Here is a 16,968-nt window from a genome sequence, read left to right on the forward strand (position 1 = left end):
CATCGTTTGTGTAGATGCGGTTTTAACCGCCGTCTGCTAAAATTAGAACAACTTGTAAGGAGGTAATACTAATGCTGACAATCGAGCTAGATACATTACTTAAAAAACAAGCACTCCAACGCCAAGATCCTGAAGAGCGCTACATCACGGATAGGGTGAACTGGGAAGAATACGAGACAGTGCTAAATCGAATTGGAGATGCTGCGGGATATCGAGTTACTTATTTAGATGGGCTTTTAGAAATTATGTCACCTTCTCGTCGCCATGAAAATGGTAAAACTCGCATTGGGAATTTGCTGGAAATTTATTTTGTAGAAGCTGACATTGAATATTTCCCTTTTGGGTCTACAACTCTGCGGCAAGAGGAAAAAAGTGGCGGTACGGAACCGGATGAAGCTTACTGTATTGGCACCGATAAAGAATTTCCCGACTTGGTAATTGAAGTGATTGTTACCAGTGGCAGCATCAATAAACTAGAACTGTATAGAAGGTTGAATGTGCGAGAGGTTTGGTTCTGGCGAAATGATGGATTTTCTATCTACCATTTGCGAGAAGAGCTTCCGGTTGAGTTTGTATCGAACTGCGGTTATGAATTGATCGCAAACAGCGAATTGCTACCAGAACTTGATATCGAGATGTTGACAGAATGTGTCAAAAATCCTCACCCGCTAGCAGCAGCAAAGGCATGGAGGCGAAATTTGCGATCGAACTAAGGATCGCGAATTAAATAATTTACACATATTTGTGGGATGGGCGTCCCGCCCGTCCTTTCTGGACGGGCGGGACGCCCATCCCACAAGAACAATAAAAAATGTAAGTTATTTAATTTTCATTCCTAAACAGCAATTTTTCAATCTTATCCATGGGTGCATCTCACCTTTGAAGAGGGCGAAGCATGACCGCATATAAGTTATTAGTTATCATCCCATATTGACTACGGTCATGCTTCGCCCCTACAAACATATTTGCCAAAAGCCAGATGCACCCTGCTCGATCGCCAAGCTGTCGCAAAGACGAGCAACTGACTCGCGCGCACCCAGCAGTCCCAAGAAAAAACCCACTGCCCTTGACAAGTCATACTCGTTATGAGTACGCTATAACAAGCAAAGGAATTTAACCCAAGTACCGAAGGATTTAAAATCATGCTGACGAACCACGAAGGTCAAAGAGTACCCAAAGTCACGTTTCGCACTCGCAAGGACAACGAGTGGGTGGATGTCACCACCGATGATTTGTTTGCAGGCAAAACTGTAGCAGTGTTTTCTCTGCCGGGAGCTTTTACTCCCACTTGTTCGTCAACGCACCTCCCTGGCTACAACGAATTGGCCAAAGTTTTCAAAGCAAATGGCGTAGATGAAATCGTTTGTATTTCCGTCAACGACACTTTTGTAATGAACGAGTGGGCAAAAGACCAAGAATCAGACAATGTGACGTTAATTCCCGACGGTAACGGTGAGTTTACCGAAGGCATGGGAATGCTGGTAGATAAAACTGATTTAGGCTTTGGGAAGCGGTCTTGGCGTTATTCGATGGTAGTCAAAGATGGCTTGGTTGAAAAAATGTTTATTGAACCGGAGGAACCGGGCGACCCTTTCAAGGTTTCCGATGCCGAGACGATGCTGCACTACATCAACTCCGCAGCAGCTAAGCCGAAGGTAGTTTCGCTGTTTACAAAAATGGGCTGTCCTTTCTGCGCCAAGGCTAAGAAAATGCTGACTGAAAAGGGCTTGGATTATGAAGAAATCGTCTTGGGCCGGGATGTCACAACCCGATCGCTCCGGGCGGTGACTGGCGCTACAACCGTGCCGCAAGTGTTTATCGACGGCAAGTTGATCGGCGGTTCCGAAGCTCTAGAGTCTTATTTGGCAACTGCTTAGTTAGGGAAAAATACTTAGGCTGCGGGTTGGCAGCGCACACCTTACTCTGTTGTTGTAGGTGTACGCTGCCAACCTGCAACCGTCTTTAGGAATATATATCGCCATTCCCAGAGTTCGATCGCACCATTGATCCATTCTCGTGTAACAATTATTTGTGAAGTAATATTAAAAAAATCAGAAATGGGAGTGAACGATCGTGGATTTAAGCCTCGTAGCGTCAAATATCTTAAATCCACCAGTATTAGCATTTTTCATGGGAATGCTGGCGATTTTCCTAAAATCTGACTTAGAAATTCCTGCGCCCATCCCGAAACTGTTTTCGCTGTACCTGCTGTTTGCGATCGGATTTAAAGGCGGCGTCGAACTGTCCCGAAGCGGAATCAACCAGCAAGTCGCCCTGACAATCTTCGCAGCGATGCTGATGTCAGCGCTAGTACCAGTTTATACTTTCTTCATACTGAAGATCAAACTCGACTCCTACAATGCCGCGGCGATCGCCGCCACCTACGGTTCCATCAGCGCCGTCACCTTTATCACCGCAACTTCGTTCCTAAAAGAACTAGGAATCGACTTTGACGGTTACATGGTAGCAGCGCTAGCATTAATGGAATCCCCTGCAATTATCGTCGGTCTAATTCTGGTAAGTGTCTTCGGTGGAGAGGAAGGAAAACGCGAAATAGTTTGGTCAGAAGTGCTGCAAGAAGCCTTCCTCAACAGTTCAGTTTTTCTGCTAGTCGGCAGCCTCATTATGGGCATTCTGACAGGAGAACACGGTTGGGAAGTTATGAGTCCGTTTACTCAAGATTTGTTTTACGGGGTTCTGACTTTTTTCTTGCTAGACATGGGTCTGGTTGCTGCTAGCAGAATTAAAGATTTGCAAGAAACAGGAATTTTCCTGATCGCCTTTGCAATCCTAATTCCTATAGTTAATGCAGCAGTTGGTTTACTGATAGCAAAATTAATCGGAATGCCGCAGGGAGATAGCCTGTTATTTTCGGTATTGTGTGCGAGTGCTTCTTACATCGCAGTACCAGCAGCAATGCGGCTGACAGTTCCCGAAGCTAACCCCAGCCTTTACATTTCAACAGCCTTAGCAGTGACGTTTCCGTTTAACATCGTTGTAGGCATTCCCATGTATTTATACGCAATCAATATGTTTTGGATGTGAACTTATGGACGCAGTTAAAAGGATAGAAATTTTTGCGAACTCGGTGGAGCTCCCAAAGATTTTAGACGGTTTAGACAAAGCTGGCGTCCCTGGTTATTCGGTGATTCGCGGTGTCGCCGGCAAAACCACTAGGGGACGCAAATCGGACGATTTAGCAATGAGTATGCTGGATAATATTTATGTGCTGGCTTTCTGCGAGCCCGATAAAATATCGGCAGTTGCAGAAAATATTAGACCGGTGCTAAATAAGTTTGGTGGTGCTTGTTTTATTTCGGATGCAGTGGAATTGCTCACTACTAAGTGCGTTGGGTAGTCAGTTGACTGTTGACTGTTGACTGTTGACTGTTGACTGTTGACTGTTGACTGTAGTCAGTAGTTATTAGTAAGTAGTTACTGATTATTGGCAGATATAGTCTTTGTCAAAAAGATGAGGTACGTTGTTGGGCTTGGGCCCTATACGTCTAAGCGGTTATACAAGCCGCCAGTCATGCCTCATTTTTCTGAGAATCGCTATATTCAAAAATAACAAATAATAATTGCCAACTGCCAACTACCAACTGTCATTAGAAACCCGGTTTATTTAATAAACCGGGTTTCTGAATATATAGCCTTTCTCAAAAAGATGAGGTATAACTGACAGCCCACATAACTCTTAAACTAAGAGGGCTGAAGCCCAACAACATACCTCATTTTTCTGAGAACCGCTATATAGCCATTTCACATTATCAAAATCGGCCATTGCTCCTACATAAAATCGGATTGAGCTTTTACATAAGTTTTTTTTAATTAATTTAGAGTAATTTAATCAACGATAATGTGATAAAAATCTGTGTTGATTATAGCAATTTTACAATTTTAAAATCATCAGCGATCGGTCATTAGCCAGCGGTCATTTCAGGATTAATTGCATTTCGCCGCCCGCACCAAATTCAGAATTCTTAAGATATAGAAAAGAATCAGTAGCCCAAATCCGTTAGCGTGGTAAATTCTAAGCCACAACAGGCTATCGCGCGATCGACTAGCGATATTTTCAATAGGAGTTTAAACATGGCTGCATTAAAAGTCGGCATCAACGGATTTGGTCGCATCGGACGGCTAGTCATGCGTGCCGGCATCAAAAACCCGAACATCGAATTTGTCGGTATTAACGACTTAGTTTCGCCAGAAAACCTGGCTTATCTTTTCAAATACGACTCTACCCACGGTATTTATGACGGCGAAGTTGAAGGGAAACCAGACGGGATTGTCGTTGACGGACGTTTTATTCCGTGCACTTCGATTAGAAATCCGACTGAATTGCCGTGGGGTAAAGCGGGTGCGGATTATGTTGTAGAATCTACCGGATTGTTTACTGATTTTGACGGCGGTTCAAAACATTTGACGGCGGGAGCAAAACGAGTAATACTTTCCGCACCGACTAAAGATCCAGAAAAAGTTCCAACTTTTCTAGTAGGCGTCAACCACCACAAATTTGACCCGGCCACAGATACTGTTGTTTCTAATGCTAGCTGCACTACTAATTGTCTAGCACCAATTGCCAAAGTTATTAATGATAATTTTGGTTTGGAAGAAGGTTTGATGACGACTGTTCACGCGATGACTTCTACTCAGCCAACTGTAGACGGGCCCAGCCAAAAAGATTGGCGGGGAGGACGCGGTGCGGCTCAAAATATTATTCCTTCTTCGACTGGTGCGGCGAAAGCTGTTAGTTTGGTGTTGCCGGAATTGAAAGGAAAATTGACGGGTATGGCTTTGCGTGTGCCGACTCCAGATGTGTCTGTGGTTGACCTTACTTTCAAAACGGGGAAGGAAACTAGCTATAAAGAAATTTGCGAAGCTATGAAGAAAGCTTCTCTTGGCGAACTGAAAGGTATTCTTGGATATACTGAGGATGCGGTGGTTTCGACGGATTTTCAGGGCGATGCCCGATCGAGCATTTTTGATGCAGGTGCGGGAATTGAACTGAATTCTAAGTTTTTTAAGGTCGTTTCCTGGTATGACAACGAGTGGGGTTATTCTAACCGCGTCATTGATTTGATGATCTCGATGGCCGAGAAGGACGGAATTTTGGGTAAGTAGTATTGTAGGGTGGTTCGGCGGGGCGATCGAATGCGAGGACGAATAAATCGAGATTTTCCCGCGCCGAACCTACGATATGGGTAGACCGCCATAGGTTAAATTGTTGTTATTGTCGATCGCACTCCAACTCGAATTATGTCTGAACTGCCACCGCTGAACAACGAAACTATTTGGGCTATCCTCAACGAAGAAATGGACGATGCTGCTGTCAACCAATTAGTTTGGCTGTATCTGGGCTACCGCCCTGATGCGGAGACTGGTAAGTGGAATAGCGCTGATGTTGCTAGCGAGTGGCGCGAAGATTATCCGGAACCGCCGGATTTTATTGATTCTAGACCTGCGACGGTGAAATTGACGCGATCGACTCTTCCAGAAAACAAGCAGTTGCTGAAGGAAAAATTGGGATTTAAGGGCTATAAAATCGGGGAATTCGGGCCGAGACAGACTCGCAGGGCGACGATGGCTAATTGGTTGATGGGTTTTTTGGAGGCTGGGGCTTCATTCAGTTGACAGTTGACAGTTGACAGTTGACAGTTGACAGTTGACATGGAAGTCCGAGGATTGGAGTAATGAATCGTCTTCTTTTAATTTTTCCCCGATCGGGCTTCGGGCTTTAAACCAATTCTTTCTGGTAATAAATAAGAATTAAATAACTTATAATTTTAATGATTGTGGGATGGGCGTCCCGCCCGTTCTTTATAGACGGGCGGCACGCCCATCCCACAAGCTTGTGTAAATTATTTAATTCGCGATCCTAAGAAAGTATCGAATATTAGGGATTGAAACATTGATCAAAGTCTTGCTCAGTTTCTATTTTTATCTGCCGTTAATTAACAAAAATTAAAGATTTTTAGCGTCAGAATAAAGTAAAACTCTATCGCCCACACCAACATTAATCACCCGCAACCCTGACATCCGGCGGTTCCGTGCACTATTCTAGAGTCGGAACAAAACCATTGTGAGGAAAACTTTATGAAAACAACCACCATGTCTCGCTTAACCAGCATTTCCCTAGCTACGCTAATGCTAGTCGGCGTTTCAGTAAATGCGATCGCCACACCAGCCAACATCAAACCCGCAACCCAACTAGCCCAAGCTACCGCCAAAAAGCGCCTCGTAGTCATGGACTTCGACTACGGCACCACCAACAGCTATTACAGTTCCTACAGGGGAGTCGGCGCAGCCAAAGGCATCAGCGAACTCCTAATCAACGAACTCGTCAACAACGGCACTTACACAGTAGTCGATCGCAGCAAACTCGAACAAGTCCTCAAACAAGAAAATCGCAGCGGTTCAATGGATGCCGGCACCGCAGCCGAAATTGGCAAAAAACTAGGAGTTGACGCCGTACTCATCGGCACCATTACCAAGTTTAATATCGACAAACAATCCGGCGGCGGCAGTTTCATGGGTATCGGTGGCGGTTCCCAAAAAACCAAAGCTACTGTGCAAATAGACGTGCGGTTAATCGGAACAGCTTCCGGAGATATTCTGGCCACGGCAAAAGCACTAGGAGAAGCAGATCAAAGCGATTCGAGTTTTTCTGTCAGAGGCGTTGGCGGCAATTCCGGGAGTAGCAATGAAGATGGACTTTTGAGCGCAGCAGTTGACAAAGCCGTAGCCCAAATGGTAACTAAACTTGCAGAAGTCTCTAAGAAATTAGGATAAGAAGTTTAAAAGTATTTTAGATTTTAGATTTGGCATAATTAAATCTAAAATCTAAAATCTAAAATTATTTCATATCATGTCGGTTCAATTGCCTGTTAGAAAGTTTTTTCGCTCGCTGGGGGCGCTTTATAGATATTGTGGATATCAATGAAAGATTGTTAGTGAAATCGGCTCGATCCATGTAATATTTATTGGTAACTTCATCAAATCTGCTCAACACATAGCTTTTCTCACTCTCCATGAAGTATGACAATTTTTGTGACTGGTTGATAGTACGAAGAGCGTCTTTATCTCCAGAAAACTGACAAAGCTAACAGGCACAAGGAATTACGAATTACCAATTACTATTTAGCATTACCGTCGAACACCTCATCTTTTAGAAAAAGATTACCAAGAAGAATGGGTTTAAAGCCTCCTCCTTTTAGGTGGGAAATAAAACAAAATTATTCACTATTTCAATCCTCTTCCTTTTATGGAGAGGTAGCCCTCAAGCTGTCAACTGTCAACTGTCAACTGTCAACTGTCAACTGAAACTCCAGCCTTAACAGTTTAATTAGTTTTGGGATTTGAGTCAGAAGCAACAGCGCATTTCCCCTGTTGATTCGGGTTGGGACTCGGATTAGTTGCTATCTGAGAAACAGCATCTTGTTCTTGAATCCATCCGATTTCCCCCGCTTGCAATTTGGCGCTTTCTACTCCCACTGTTGGTTTAACCGTGGGAGATGGCGAGGAACTTGCTACCGCCGGAGATGGCGAGGAACTTGCTACCGCCGGAGATGGCGAGGAACTTGCTACCGCCGGAGATGGACTGACTGCTGGTGTTGAAACATTAGAAAAATCCTTATTTAACTTGGGCTTGGGAGAGTTCGATCGCCCTATTTCAGGAATAGAACAAACTTTCAATTCCAGCCAGTTGCCTTGAGGCGTAAGCTGTTTGTTTGTTACCTGCAAAATGCTGCCCGCGGGGACTGTTCCCTTAATGGGCGAGTCACCGATGGCGACTCGCAAATTCAAGCGATCGCCCAATGGATCCAATTCCCCAGTCCCAGAACTTTTAATCTCTATAAACGTGCCTTTTTCTAAAGACTTGCTCGCAGTAGGTGCAGATTCAACTATTTTCCCCGACCCGTTTATAGGATTAGTTAAACGGCGTTTACCGAAAAGCGACTCCCCGGCAGTATCGATCGCCCGACCCACCGGAGGAATGAAAAAATAAGCAAATACACCCCCCAAACCCAACAAAAATACTATTTTTACCAGCAGCGTAAATAGACTTTTGCCTTTGTCGGGCGATCGTACTAACTGCGTTTTCACTTCAGAATTCGTATCGCTAAGGCTGGGGCTTTCCGTCAAATCGGTTGGCATATCCTCGCTGTCAGCAATTAGTTCCATCGGCACTTCTAAAGGTGCGACAGACAATTCTGTCAAAGTATTGCTTTCTTCCCTCAAATGTGCTTGACAGTGAATCAAAGCTACAGTGACATTATCGTGACCGTTTCTAGTATTAGCAATCTCGATCAGTCGATCGCGCGCCTTCGCCACAGTAATGCTACCGTCGAGAATCGGCAAAATCTCCTCTTCCCAACATTGCTCAACCCGGTCTTTATCGCTCAAACCGTCGGAGCACAGCAGCAAAACGCAATCCTCATCCACCGGAAAACGTTGCACCGTCGGGTGCAGAGTGTTGGAAGAAGTAATGCCCAAAGCTTGAATCAGAGCTCCGGCGGCCACTTGTTCCAAAGCATCCCGATAGAGAGAGTAGCCCAAACGCACCTCGCGGCAAGCCACATCGTCATCGAGAGTAACTTGATAGCAGCCGGTGCGGGTAATCCAGTAAGCCCGACTGTCTCCCACGTGGGCGACATAGAGTTCGTGAATGTGCGCTAAAGCCATCACCAGGGTAGTACCCATGCGCTGGCGGCCTTGGCGGTGTTCCGTGTCGTTGCGACCCGCTATTTTGTCGTTAGCAGCACAAGCGGCCCGTTCCAGCTTGGAAGTCAGGCTCAGCGGGTCCCAATTAGCTTGATGCAGGGGCATTTGCAGCAACTTGTCCCGCAGCACGGTAATCGCCAATTCCGAAGCGACTTCGCCGCCGTCTTGTCCGCCGATACCGTCACAGACGATCGCACAAGCTTCCGATCCCGGAATTCCGGCAAACACCGTACCATCGGGCGGATAGCAAGCATCTTCGTTGTGAGCCCGCGCTCTACCGACATCCGTGCCCGTGGCAATTTCCACAGTCCGATCGTAAAATCGGCCGCATTTTGCCAAAGCTTTATCCAATTGGCCCATCAGTTGTTCGCCGTGGCGCACTTGACCGGCCACCATTTGCTGGCAAAGCTGCCGCAAAAAATTGGCGATTGCGGGGTGAGCATCATCGATCCACTGCTGCCACAATTTGCCCAATTGCGACAAACTAGGCGGTTTGGGATCGGGCTGCAATTCCAAAAACCGAACTAATTGCCCTTCCACCCGCAGCAGTTCCGGAGTCAGCAGCGTCGCAGCCACGCCCTGAGCGATAAACGGCTGCCAAACTTTGGCAATTTGCCACAGCCAATTGAGCTGTCGCATGGCGGCGGCCCCTTTCCAGGTGTCCGCCAATTCCGGCATTAATGATTCCGTCACCTTTAAAATAGGTGCGTTTTCCAGCAGCCAGATATCTCCCGAGAGCTTGCTGAGCCGGGACGATACCAGTCCGTATACTTGAGGTACGTGCAACTGATAGGCAAACAGTCTCAGATAAGGAGCGATCGAACTCGGAATCTCTTCGGGCATTTCCGGCAACTGTTCCGGTTGAGTATCGACAAGAAGTCGATCGCGCTTGACCAAATAGCGACCCGCGATCAGATCGCCCGGCTTACAAGCTTTGATCCCTTCACCTACAGCCCACAAATAGTGTTTTGGCACAGAGTTTTGCATAAGGGTTCCTGACGCCTTTGGGCCCAGTGCTGATCTGAACTATTCTAGCGCTTGAACCTCGATGGGTTGATACGTGGCGATTATTTTACACCCCCGCTTTCTCAGCACGCGGGGACTCTTAAGACTTTACAGTGCTAATCTCCTGATTTTTCAGGTTCCTAGGCTCACCAAGCTAGCACTTTTCGGTGCTCTGTGATTTCTCCAGATAATGTTTTAGGCGTGACTTTCCCCCAGTCCAGCAGTTAGTTTTAATGTCTTGTACTGACAAAAACAGTCTACCATTTTGTGGGCGCTCGGATAAATCTGGCGATCGGCTTTCATAGCTTGACTCAGGCGCGACGGAACCGAAGTCAGGAAGCTGAAGGGCGCGATGTTTTTAGCATATTCCCGATCGTGCCAATGGACGAAGCAATCGCGACTTTGAGCGGGAATAGAGACTTTGAACTGACTGTAATGCTAGGATGCAGGTACGTAGAAGTCCCCTGAGCCAGCAGGTATAAATAAGTATCAATTCTCACTTTTGTCGCGAAGGGCGATCGGTGCCTAGTGCCTGAGTTTCGCCTGTCTAGTTAAATTTAACGTTACCCGCATACCGATGCCAGCCCCCGACAGGAGTCGCAAGCAGCACAAAAAATTAGATATTAGTTCAAGCCCCCAGATTCATCTGTGGTATCAATCTAAAATCTAAAATCTCAAATTTAAAATCGATCGGCCTCTGCAAGCTGTTGAGTTACTAACCATGCCCGTACAAGAGTCCAGTACCATTCCCGAGAATTTGCCCGATCCGAAGCTGCTCCCGACCGTCGAGGTAGACGAAATGCTGACTAAGATTAAGCATTCTCACGGTTTTTATTACCAAGTGATGAATCTTGAGGTATGGGCGCTGGTGGAAACCTTGGATGGGCTATTTCCGGGCGCTTGGGGTCAGTTTATGACCAACCGCCAAGTTGCGGTAAAACAGTTTTTGCAGCGCGATCCCAATTGTGCGGTAACTCCCAAGAATAGCGGGAAAGACGCAGAAACGGTGGGGAGTGAGGAAGATTGATCTATTGACAACTCCCCTGCCTTGCAGCTTGGGGATTCTTGGTTCATCAGGATAGCTCATGCTACTTGCCCTCCCCAAAATTCACTGCGATGTGTCCCACCGCTGTATATCCACGTTGCAAAACCACTTGCGCGGCTGCTACATCTCGATTCGTTTCAAACCCACACTCAGGGCATTTGTGCATCCGTTCAGACAGTTCCTTCTTGCCTGTGTGCGTCTGGCATCTAGGACAAGTTTGACTTGTTCCATTAGGATTGACCTTAGCAAAGTATGCACCCCTCTTGAAACAAACATGATTCAAGAGGTTGAGGAACTGTCCAAACCCTGCATCCAGAGTGTGCTTGCGGAGCATTCCGGCTGACATCGCTTTGAGATTCAAGTCCTCAGCAAACACAGTCTGCGCTTGGTCGCATAGATGATGAGCGGTTTTGAAATGAAAGTCCTTGCGGCTATTCGAGATGTATTCGTGATGATTAGCAATTTGATGTTGGAGTTGACGAAATTTTCTAGAACCCTTTTTCTTGCGCGACCGTTGACGTTGCAGCAATTTCAGCTTGCGTTGTCCATCCACAAAGAATCGAGGTCTATCAATCAACTCACCATCAGACGTTGCTAGAAAATGTTCCAACCCCAAATCAATGCCTAGTCCGTGACCTGATGGTGAAACTTGAGGGACTTCGACATCGCACTGCAACGTGAGCATCGCATAGTAGCCAGATGCGCGTTTCACAACACGAATTTGCTTGACCTCAAAGCCATCAGGAATGGGACGCGACAAGTGCATTTTGACCAAACCAATCTTAGGAAGATTGACCCAATCCTCACCATCGAATCGTTTCACGGATTCTAAATTCAGTTGCGGAAAGACAAACGATCTCATCCTTTTTTTGAATCTAGGGAAACCGTGACCCCGTTCCCACATTGCGACAAACGCTGCTTCGAGTTGACGCAACACTTGCTGCAAGACATGGGTATGAGGCAGCTTCAATTCAGGGATTGATTTCTTTGCCTCGAAGAGTGTTTTGCACTGACGAGCAAAAGTGGGTCGGGGTGCATCATTCGTGATGATGTACTCCTGCTTGATGCTGCATGAATCAACATCGCACTTACGGGAGTTAACCCAATCTTTTCGCTCACGCAATGCAAAGTTGTAGACCTTGCGGCAAATATCAAGCCACTGGTCGAAGGTTTCGCGCTGCGCGTCGGTCGGAATGAGTTTGTACTCGTAGGTTAAATTCAGCATAAAACCATTCTAGCCTTCCTCTGAATAAACGGATATGTATTTATTCAGAATCCTCGATGAAGCTTTTGATTCTGCTTGACTAAGACTTGAAAGCCGTCCAGGAAGGACGGGGCTTGTACCCATTTCTTCGGTCAATCGATTTTAGATTTTAGATTGAAGAATTTTAGATTGAAGCATTGACCCCACGGATAAATTCGGGGGGCAAGTTTCATCGGATACAGGTTTTTTATTTCTCCACGGATGAATCCGGGGGCTTGTATCCTGGATGATTTCGGTCAGTTGTCGGTTGTCAGTTGTCAGTTGTCAGTTGTCATTAGTCAGCAGTCATTAGTCATTAGGAAGAAGGAAGAGGGAAGATTTTTTTAATCTCCCCGTCTCCCCGTCTCCCCGTCTCCCCTTAGAGGTGAATTTTGGCATCAACTTGAGGAAGTCCCATGCTGTAGTTGACAGCGCGGCTGTTGAGGTTGTAGCTGATTTGGCCTTTTTGTAAGAACGATCGCACCAAGTGTTCCAATTCCGAACCGATGCGGCGGAGGTTGTATTCCGTCAAGTCTTCGCCCTCGTATGAGTCTACGAGTTGGTCAAATTTGGCATATACCTGTTTGACTGACTCGTCGTTCCAGTTGAGTTCGTTATCTGGGTCAATGTCGATCGTCAAAAGGTCGTTGCTGGGTACGAGTTCGTTGTCTTCGAGGATGGCGGTGTATATGCGAATATGGCGGGTGGTGGACTTGAGCTGCATGAGTTCTTATTTGTAAAGATTTTTTCCTGAACCTATTGTAATGGCTGGGAGATGCGCGGGGAACTGGGGATGAGGAGGATTGAACCGCGAAGACGTGTTAGGCGAAGCCGCGCGTAAGCACTCTTGTCGCAAAAGAAGAGAGAGGGGAAGAGGGGGAAAGGGGGGAAGGGCGATCGTATTTTCATGTTCGCAGTCAGGTTCGTAGTGAGGACTTCAGTCCTTCTATTTTTAAGGACTTCAGTCCTTACTACAAACATTTTAGTTTTGAGACTTACTTAATTCAACACTAAAAACGAAAGCATTCGCAATGTATAATAGTTGAGAATTCGCCTAGGAGGACAAGGTGGAAGGCAAGAAATTTATTCACTCCCTGCAACTGCAAAACTTCCTTTCCTATGGAAGTGAGGGGGAAACAATTGAACTGCAACCATTAAACGTGTTGATCGGTACTAACGCATCGGGCAAGTCTAACTTAATCGAAGCGATGGGAGTGTTGAAGGCAACACCTACAGACTTACCTGCTCCGATCCGTCAAGGCGGAGGCATCAGCGATTTTTTGTGGAAAGGTGAAAAAGGTATTCCTACAGCAAAAATTGAGGCTATTTTAGATTACCCAGAACGAGCGATGCCACTGCGCTATCAGATTAGTTTTACCACATCCGGTCAGAGACTTGAGGTAGTGGACGAAGCTATAGAAGATATGGAACCGCGCTATAGTTCAGAAAGCGAGCCATTTTTTTATTACCGTCATAATAATTGGGGACGCCCAGTTATCAACGTTACAGAGGACAACGAGCAAACAAGAAAGTTGCGGACTCTGCGGCGAGAAGACATCATTCCCGATCAATCAATCTTATCTCAAAGAAAAGATCCAGAACAATATCCAGAGCTATCATATCTGGGTAATACATTTTCCCAAATAGGTTTATATCGTAACTGGCAGACAGGGAGAGATTCAGTATCGAGAAAAGCTCAACAAACTGATTTGCCGGAACATCCACTTTTAGAAGATGGTGGCAACTTAGGACTGGTTTTAAACAACTTACAGTATCAATTAGGAAGCAGGCAGATTATTGAAAAATTAAAAATATTTTACGATGCAGCCGAAGAACTGAGTATCAAGATTTATGGCGGTACTGTCCAGATATTTATCCGCGAAACCGGATTGATTCAGCCAATTCCCGCAACCCGTTTATCAGACGGTACGCTGCGTTATTTATTCTTAATAGCTTTACTCCTAGATCCAACTCCACCGCCACTTATCTGTATTGAAGAACCGGAGATTGGCTTGCATCCCGACATTTTGCCTGCGATTGCTGAAATGCTAATCGAAGCTTCACAGCGCACGCAATTGATTGTGACAACTCATTCCGATGCTTTAGTGTCGGCGCTGAGTCCTGAGTCTGTGTTAATATGCGATCGAGATGATAGAGGAAGTCACCTAAATCGTCTCGATGGCGATCGACTAAAAAAATGGCTTGAGAATTACAGTTTGGGAGACCTCTGGCGGATGGGAGAAATCGGGGGAAACCGATGGTAAAGGAGGTTCGCATTTACATCGAAGGTGGCGGCGATGGCAAGAATACAAAGCAATTGCTCCGACAAGGATTTAGCAGTTTTTTCAAAGAACTGGTGCAGGTTGCCCAAAGCAAGAAAATCAAGTGGCAGATCATTCTCTGCGGTTCTAGGAATCATGCTTTCAGGAATTTTAAGAATGCTTTGGAAGATCACCCAAATGCCTTTGTCATCCTTTTAGTTGACTCAGAAGCACCTGTAAAGCAGTCGCCTTGGGAGCATTTGAAGTCGAGGGATAATTGGGATTCGCCTGGGGTGGATGACACTTATTGCTATCTGATGGTTCAAGCGATGGAAGCTTGGTTAATTGCTGATATTGATACTTTGAAAAGATTTTACGGGCAGGGATTTAAAGAAAATGCGATTCCTAAAAATAGGAATGTAGAGATGATTGAAAAGGATTTGTTAGAACCAAGTATGAAAGCAGCTACCCGCGACACAAAATCGAAAGGCGAATATCAAAAGATACAGCACGCTTCCAAGCTGTTAGAACTGTTGGATGCTGACAAAGTTCGCAAGGCTTCTTCAGAGTGCGATCGTATTTTTAGAATTCTCACCGAACTAATGGAACAAGGCAACTAGAACGACTTGCGCGCCAGGGCCCAGAAACCGGGTTTTTTCGAGATATTTCGTTTCAGCCCGCAGATTCGGCAAAAAACCCGGTTTCTCAGAGTCGCAGTGCTTAAATCCAGTACAGGGGCCAGAAACCGGGTTTTTTCGCGAAAATATGGGTTTGGGGCGACAGATTCGGCAAAAAACCCGGTTTCTTTAGTCGCAATGCGTCACTCCAGAAATATAAGGATTGAAGTTTTTATTACACACATTAATTTATTTGCGAGTTCTCTTGTAAGTTCTGCCGTCTGGCATAATTGCGCCCGTTAGTTTTGCACCTTCCATCTTTGCTCCTGTTAAGTTTGCTCCCGCCAAATTAGCCTCCTTCAGATTAGCTTTCTCTAGGTTTGCCATTGTCAAGTTTGCCCCGCGCAAGTCTGCTGAAGTTAGATCGGCTTCACTCAAATTGACACCGCTCAAGCTAGTTCCACATAGATTGAACCACCTTAAGTTTTGCCCGCTCAAGTTGATGCTATCTAGGGTTAATCCGACCAAACTTACCCCAATAAGATTAACACCTCTCAGGTCAAGACCTCTGAGGTTAGCTCTCTTCAAGTTAGCTCCAACAAAGCTTACACCTGTGAGGTTAGCGACCTTCAAGTTAACGTTCGTAAGGTCTACTCCCATAAAACTTACACCTGTCAATTCAACGCCTGTCAGATTAGTAGCACTTAGGCTTGCGTTGTTTAGATTTGATTTGCTTAAATCTGCTCCTGCCAAATTAGCACTATTTAGATTGGCAGAAGTTAGGTTAGCACTATTTAGATTGGTAGCAGTTAGGTTAGCAGCCGCAAAATTTGCCCCTGTTAAGTTTGCTCCACTGAGATTTGCCCCTGTGAGGTTTGCTCCTGTGAAGTTTGCATCGCTTAATATTGCTTGACGGAGATTTGCTTGAATCAGTTTTGCATACTCCAATTTTGCCTTAGTTAGATTCGCACTGCTTAACTTTGCCTCTATCAAATCAGCTTGTTGCAGATTGGTTGAGCTTAAGTTTGACTCTTGCAGGTTAGCTCCAATCAAGTTTGCCTTGACTAGGTTGGCATTACTCAGGTTGGCATTACTCAGGTTTGCTTGACTGAAACTAATGGGAGATTCCAGAATTTTTCCGCTCAAATCCACTCCTGCTAAGTTAACGCCTGTAAAATCTCGTTCTCCGTCTCTACACCGCCGCCAAAATTCCTCAGCAGTCAGTGCCGGTTCCTGACTTTCTTGAACTGAACTATCTACATCCCCATCTACTTCCACATTATCCGCATTCACAGGATTAGCAACAGACTCTCCCGCAGCCACTTCCTGCAATTGCTTATCCACCCGATCGCAAAAACGCCTCAAAACCTCAGCATCATCAACCTTCCCACCAGCATTCGAGCTTTTATCAACCGCATTCTCAACATGATACTTGTCCACAAAACTTTGCAATCCAGCATTATATCCTTGTCCTACAGCCTGAAATCTCCATTCACCATTCTTTCTGTACAAACGTCCAAACTCTAAAGCCGTTTCTTGCAAAAAAACCTCTTTTAAATTATACCGAACCAGTTCGCTACCAGTCTTGAGATTGTAAAGCCGGATAAACGAATTTCTGACTTGACTAAAATTTTGATTATTTGCCTGTCCCTCGTGAATGGTAACAACAAACACAATTTCCTCAACAGCAGCATCGATCAGACTCAAATCCACATAAACCGTCTCGTCATCTCCCTCGATTTGTCCAGTCGCACTGTCTCCCGAATGTCGCACTGCACCGTCTGGGGATGTCAAATTGTTGTAAAATACAAAATATTTTTCGTCGGGAATTCGACCGTCAGCGCCTAACATGAAAACAGATGCGTCAATGTCGTAATTTTGTGCTGTCTGGCTGACTTGCCACCCCAGGGCGATCGCAACTTTATTGAAATCAGGAGCTTCCTTAGAAAGATTAAATCTGTCACCCTTCGTTAATTCGATAGTCATCTTCAATAATTACCTGATATTTGAAATTAGCGCTTTAAATATTTTAAGCTATTAGTTAGAGAGGATACAACAATATTGTGTCCCTAC

Annotated in this window: 15 protein-coding genes; 11 read left to right on the top strand and 4 right to left on the bottom strand. The window is 45.5% G+C overall.

Translation table 11 applies throughout. The features are described 5' to 3' along the window. Positions 1–71 precede the first annotated feature (71 nt). From JGK22_RS09565 to JGK22_RS09595, 7 genes are all read left to right on the top strand, one after another. Complete coding sequence (locus JGK22_RS09565) at positions 72–713, top strand: Uma2 family endonuclease (RefSeq protein ID WP_293312750.1); 642 nt, start codon at positions 72–74, stop codon at positions 711–713. A gap of 429 nt (positions 714–1,142) precedes the next feature. Beyond that, positions 1,143–1,877, top strand: coding sequence for a glutathione peroxidase (locus tag JGK22_RS09570; protein ID WP_293175442.1), 735 nt, complete (start codon positions 1,143–1,145; stop codon positions 1,875–1,877). A gap of 196 nt (positions 1,878–2,073) precedes the next feature. Beyond that, positions 2,074–3,045, top strand: coding sequence for a sodium-dependent bicarbonate transport family permease (locus JGK22_RS09575; protein ID WP_293153762.1), 972 nt, complete (start codon positions 2,074–2,076; stop codon positions 3,043–3,045). A 4-nt stretch (positions 3,046–3,049) separates the two neighbouring features. Beyond that, a complete protein-coding gene (locus tag JGK22_RS09580; protein ID WP_293153759.1) occupies positions 3,050–3,358 on the top strand; it encodes a P-II family nitrogen regulator in 309 nt (102 codons plus the stop codon). Positions 3,359–4,092: 734 nt separating this feature from the next. Continuing rightward, positions 4,093–5,124: a type I glyceraldehyde-3-phosphate dehydrogenase gene (gene gap, locus JGK22_RS09585; RefSeq protein WP_293175471.1), complete on the top strand. Its 1,032-nt coding sequence runs from the start codon at positions 4,093–4,095 to the stop codon at positions 5,122–5,124. A gap of 135 nt (positions 5,125–5,259) precedes the next feature. Next, positions 5,260–5,634 carry a DUF1823 family protein gene (locus JGK22_RS09590; RefSeq protein WP_293312752.1) on the top strand — a complete coding sequence of 125 codons (375 nt, stop codon included), beginning with the start codon at positions 5,260–5,262 and terminating at the stop codon, positions 5,632–5,634. A 462-nt stretch (positions 5,635–6,096) separates the two neighbouring features. Then, positions 6,097–6,792, top strand: coding sequence for a CsgG/HfaB family protein (locus JGK22_RS09595; RefSeq protein ID WP_293312754.1), 696 nt, complete (start codon positions 6,097–6,099; stop codon positions 6,790–6,792). A gap of 549 nt (positions 6,793–7,341) precedes the next feature. Here JGK22_RS09595 and JGK22_RS09600 read toward each other — a convergent pair. Beyond that, positions 7,342–9,711 (bottom strand): protein phosphatase 2C domain-containing protein, encoded by a 2,370-nt coding sequence (locus JGK22_RS09600; protein WP_293312756.1) that lies wholly within the window; start codon positions 9,709–9,711, stop codon positions 7,342–7,344. Between the two features lie 285 nt (positions 9,712–9,996). Between JGK22_RS09600 and JGK22_RS09605 the strand changes: the two genes are divergently transcribed. Next, the gene (locus JGK22_RS09605) at positions 9,997–10,197 is read left to right on the top strand and encodes a hypothetical protein (protein ID WP_293175434.1); all 201 of its coding nucleotides are present in this window, start codon (positions 9,997–9,999) and stop codon (positions 10,195–10,197) included. A gap of 253 nt (positions 10,198–10,450) precedes the next feature. Then, positions 10,451–10,756 carry a hypothetical protein gene (locus JGK22_RS09610; RefSeq protein ID WP_293175432.1) on the top strand — a complete coding sequence of 102 codons (306 nt, stop codon included), beginning with the start codon at positions 10,451–10,453 and terminating at the stop codon, positions 10,754–10,756. A gap of 61 nt (positions 10,757–10,817) precedes the next feature. Here the strand turns inward: JGK22_RS09610 and JGK22_RS09615 are convergent, their stop codons facing one another. After that, positions 10,818–11,999: a transposase gene (locus tag JGK22_RS09615; protein ID WP_293175430.1), complete on the bottom strand. Its 1,182-nt coding sequence runs from the start codon at positions 11,997–11,999 to the stop codon at positions 10,818–10,820. Positions 12,000–12,396: 397 nt separating this feature from the next. Continuing rightward, positions 12,397–12,741 carry an NAD(P)H-quinone oxidoreductase subunit M gene (locus JGK22_RS09620; RefSeq protein WP_293175428.1) on the bottom strand — a complete coding sequence of 115 codons (345 nt, stop codon included), beginning with the start codon at positions 12,739–12,741 and terminating at the stop codon, positions 12,397–12,399. A 343-nt stretch (positions 12,742–13,084) separates the two neighbouring features. Here JGK22_RS09620 and JGK22_RS09625 point away from each other — a divergent pair, with 343 nt between their 5' ends. Both JGK22_RS09625 and JGK22_RS09630 read left to right on the top strand, forming a co-directional pair. After that, entirely contained in the window at positions 13,085–14,281 is a 1,197-nt protein-coding gene (locus JGK22_RS09625; protein ID WP_293213453.1) for an AAA family ATPase, read from the top strand. After that, entirely contained in the window at positions 14,275–14,898 is a 624-nt protein-coding gene (locus JGK22_RS09630; RefSeq protein WP_293175424.1) for a DUF4276 family protein, read from the top strand. The genes JGK22_RS09625 and JGK22_RS09630 overlap by 7 nt, the downstream gene beginning before the upstream one ends. 246 nt (positions 14,899–15,144) lie before the next feature. Here JGK22_RS09630 and JGK22_RS09635 read toward each other — a convergent pair whose 3' ends face one another. Then, positions 15,145–16,881: a pentapeptide repeat-containing protein gene (locus JGK22_RS09635; protein ID WP_293196582.1), complete on the bottom strand. Its 1,737-nt coding sequence runs from the start codon at positions 16,879–16,881 to the stop codon at positions 15,145–15,147. Positions 16,882–16,968 lie beyond the last annotated feature (87 nt).

It is taken from the genome of Microcoleus sp. PH2017_08_TRC_O_A (assembly GCF_020738665.1).
Classification (GTDB): domain Bacteria; phylum Cyanobacteriota; class Cyanobacteriia; order Cyanobacteriales; family Microcoleaceae; genus Microcoleus.

Excerpts from the sequence above, each read along its gene's own strand:
- JGK22_RS09565 (WP_293312750.1), top strand. The coding sequence starts at position 72 with ATGCTGACAATCGAGCTAGATACATTACTTAAAAAACAAGCACTCCAA.
- JGK22_RS09570 (WP_293175442.1), top strand. The coding sequence starts at position 1,143 with ATGCTGACGAACCACGAAGGTCAAAGAGTACCCAAAGTCACGTTTCGC.
- JGK22_RS09580 (WP_293153759.1), top strand. The coding sequence starts at position 3,050 with ATGGACGCAGTTAAAAGGATAGAAATTTTTGCGAACTCGGTGGAGCTC.
- gap (WP_293175471.1), top strand. The coding sequence starts at position 4,093 with ATGGCTGCATTAAAAGTCGGCATCAACGGATTTGGTCGCATCGGACGG.
- JGK22_RS09590 (WP_293312752.1), top strand. The coding sequence starts at position 5,260 with ATGTCTGAACTGCCACCGCTGAACAACGAAACTATTTGGGCTATCCTC.
- JGK22_RS09595 (WP_293312754.1), top strand. The coding sequence starts at position 6,097 with ATGAAAACAACCACCATGTCTCGCTTAACCAGCATTTCCCTAGCTACG.
- JGK22_RS09600 (WP_293312756.1), bottom strand. The coding sequence starts at position 9,711 with ATGCAAAACTCTGTGCCAAAACACTATTTGTGGGCTGTAGGTGAAGGG.
- JGK22_RS09610 (WP_293175432.1), top strand. The coding sequence starts at position 10,451 with ATGCCCGTACAAGAGTCCAGTACCATTCCCGAGAATTTGCCCGATCCG.
- JGK22_RS09615 (WP_293175430.1), bottom strand. The coding sequence starts at position 11,999 with ATGCTGAATTTAACCTACGAGTACAAACTCATTCCGACCGACGCGCAG.
- JGK22_RS09620 (WP_293175428.1), bottom strand. The coding sequence starts at position 12,741 with ATGCAGCTCAAGTCCACCACCCGCCATATTCGCATATACACCGCCATC.
- JGK22_RS09630 (WP_293175424.1), top strand. The coding sequence starts at position 14,275 with ATGGTAAAGGAGGTTCGCATTTACATCGAAGGTGGCGGCGATGGCAAG.
- JGK22_RS09635 (WP_293196582.1), bottom strand. The coding sequence starts at position 16,881 with ATGACTATCGAATTAACGAAGGGTGACAGATTTAATCTTTCTAAGGAA.